The sequence below is a fragment of the Streptomyces sp. NPDC056231 genome, assembly GCF_048270745.1.
GTDB lineage: Bacteria > Actinomycetota > Actinomycetes > Streptomycetales > Streptomycetaceae > Streptomyces.
Genome location: NZ_JBLVKW010000167.1, coordinates 1 through 3,172 on the forward strand (window position 1 = coordinate 1; position 3,172 = coordinate 3,172).

A 3,172-nucleotide genomic window follows, 5' to 3' on the forward strand; every position below is an offset into this window, starting at 1 on the left:
AACACAGTGGACGCGAGCAACTGAGGACAAGCCCTCGGCCTATTAGTACCAGTCAGCTCCACCCGTTACCGGGCTTCCACATCTGGCCTATCAACCCAGTCGTCTACTGGGAGCCTTAACCCCTCAAGGAGGTGGGAATACTCATCTTGAAGCAGGCTTCCCGCTTAGATGCTTTCAGCGGTTATCCTTTCCGAACGTAGCCAACCAGCCATGCCCTTGGCAGGACAACTGGCACACCAGAGGTTCGTCCGTCCCGGTCCTCTCGTACTAGGGACAGCCCTTCTCAATATTCCTACGCGCGCAGCGGATAGGGACCGAACTGTCTCACGACGTTCTAAACCCAGCTCGCGTACCGCTTTAATGGGCGAACAGCCCAACCCTTGGGACCGACTCCAGCCCCAGGATGCGACGAGCCGACATCGAGGTGCCAAACCATCCCGTCGATATGGACTCTTGGGGAAGATCAGCCTGTTATCCCCGGGGTACCTTTTATCCGTTGAGCGACAGCGCTTCCACAAGCCACTGCCGGATCACTAGTCCCGACTTTCGTCCCTGCTCGACCCGTCGGTCTCACAGTCAAGCTCCCTTGTGCACTTACACTCAACACCTGATTGCCAACCAGGCTGAGGGAACCTTTGGGCGCCTCCGTTACTCTTTAGGAGGCAACCGCCCCAGTTAAACTACCCATCAGACACTGTCCCTGATCCGGATCACGGACCCAGGTTAGACATCCAGCACGACCAGAGTGGTATTTCAACGGCGACTCCACAACCACTGGCGTGGCTGCTTCAAAGTCTCCCACCTATCCTACACAAGCCGAACCGAACACCAATATCAAACTGTAGTAAAGGTCCCGGGGTCTTTCCGTCCTGCTGCGCGAAACGAGCATCTTTACTCGTAGTGCAATTTCACCGGGCCTATGGTTGAGACAGTCGAGAAGTCGTTACGCCATTCGTGCAGGTCGGAACTTACCCGACAAGGAATTTCGCTACCTTAGGATGGTTATAGTTACCACCGCCGTTTACTGGCGCTTAAGTTCTCAGCTTCGCCAACCCGAAAGTCGGCTAACCGGTCCCCTTAACGTTCCAGCACCGGGCAGGCGTCAGTCCGTATACATCGCCTTACGGCTTCGCACGGACCTGTGTTTTTAGTAAACAGTCGCTTCTCGCTGGTCTCTGCGGCCACCCCCAGCTCATGGAGTAAATCCAATCACCAGTGATGGCCCCCCTTCTCCCGAAGTTACGGGGGCATTTTGCCGAGTTCCTTAACCATAGTTCACCCGAACGCCTCGGTATTCTCTACCTGACTACCTGAGTCGGTTTAGGGTACGGGCCGCCATGAAACTCGCTAGAGGCTTTTCTCGACAGCATAGGATCATCCACTTCACCACAATCGGCTCGGCATCAGGTCTCAGGCACAAGTGTGACGGATTTACCTACCACACGCCCTACACCCTTACCCCGGGACTACCACCGCCCGGGCTGGACTACCTTCCTGCGTCACCCCATCGCTTACCTAGTACAAGTCTGGTTCGTCGGCTCCACCACTACCCTCAACTCCGAAGAGATCGGGCCGGCTTCACGGACTTAGCATCGCCTGATTCAGTATTGGGCGTTTCAAAGCGGGTACCGGAATATCAACCGGTTGTCCATCGACTACGCCTGTCGGCCTCGCCTTAGGTCCCGACTTACCCTGGGCAGATCAGCTTGACCCAGGAACCCTTAGTCAATCGGCGCACACGTTTCTCACGTGTGTATCGCTACTCATGCCTGCATTCTCACTCGTGAACCGTCCACAACTCGCTTCCGCGGCTGCTTCACCCGGCACACGACGCTCCCCTACCCATCCGTACTCCCGTTGGGGATACATGTACGAATGACACGACTTCGGCGGTACGCTTGAGCCCCGCTACATTGTCGGCGCGGAATCACTTGACCAGTGAGCTATTACGCACTCTTTCAAGGGTGGCTGCTTCTAAGCCAACCTCCTGGTTGTCTCTGCGACTCCACATCCTTTCCCACTTAGCGTACGCTTAGGGGCCTTAGTCGATGCTCTGGGCTGTTTCCCTCTCGACCATGGAGCTTATCCCCCACAGTCTCACTGCCGTGCTCTCACTTACCGGCATTCGGAGTTTGGCTAAGGTCAGTAACCCGGTAGGGCCCATCGCCTATCCAGTGCTCTACCTCCGGCAAGAAACACACGACGCTGCACCTAAATGCATTTCGGGGAGAACCAGCTATCACGGAGTTTGATTGGCCTTTCACCCCTAACCACAGGTCATCCCCCAGGTTTTCAACCCTGGTGGGTTCGGTCCTCCACGAAGTCTTACCTCCGCTTCAACCTGCCCATGGCTAGATCACTCCGCTTCGGGTCTTGAGCGTGCTACTCAACCGCCCTATTCGGACTCGCTTTCGCTACGGCTTCCCCACACGGGTTAACCTCGCAACACACCGCAAACTCGCAGGCTCATTCTTCAAAAGGCACGCAGTCACGACTGTTGCTCCGAAGAACAACAGCGACGCTCCCACGGCTTGTAGGCACACGGTTTCAGGTACTATTTCACTCCGCTCCCGCGGTACTTTTCACCATTCCCTCACGGTACTATCCGCTATCGGTCACCAGGGAATATTTAGGCTTAGCGGGTGGTCCCGCCAGATTCACACGGGATTTCTCGGGCCCCGTGCTACTTGGGTGTCTCTCAAACGAGCCGTCAATGTTTCAGCTACGGGGGTCTTACCCTCTACGCCGGACCTTTCGCATGTCCTTCGCCTACATCAACGGTTTCTGACTCGTCTCACGGCCGGCAGACCGTGAAAGAGAGATCCCACAACCCCGCATGCGCAACCCCTGCCGGGTATCACACGCATACGGTTTGGCCTCATCCAGTTTCGCTCGCCACTACTCCCGGAATCACGGTTGTTTTCTCTTCCTGAGGGTACTGAGATGTTTCACTTCCCCTCGTTCCCTCCACACTGCCTATGTGTTCAGCAGCGGGTGACAGCCCATGACGACTGCCGGGTTTCCCCATTCGGACACCCCCGGATCAAAGCTCGGTTGACAGCTCCCCGGGGCCTATCGCGGCCTCCCACGTCCTTCATCGGTTCCTGGTGCCAAGGCATCCACCGTGCGCCCTTAAAAACTTGGCCACAGATGCTCGCGTCCACTGTGAAGT

The 3,172-nt window shown here is 56.5% G+C and carries 1 rRNA gene; it reads right to left on the reverse strand.

From position 1 onward, the window contains the following. Positions 1 to 22: 22 nt before the first annotated feature. A 23S ribosomal RNA gene (locus ACNPQM_RS43615) occupies positions 23 to 3,146 on the reverse strand. Positions 3,147 to 3,172 lie beyond the last annotated feature (26 nt).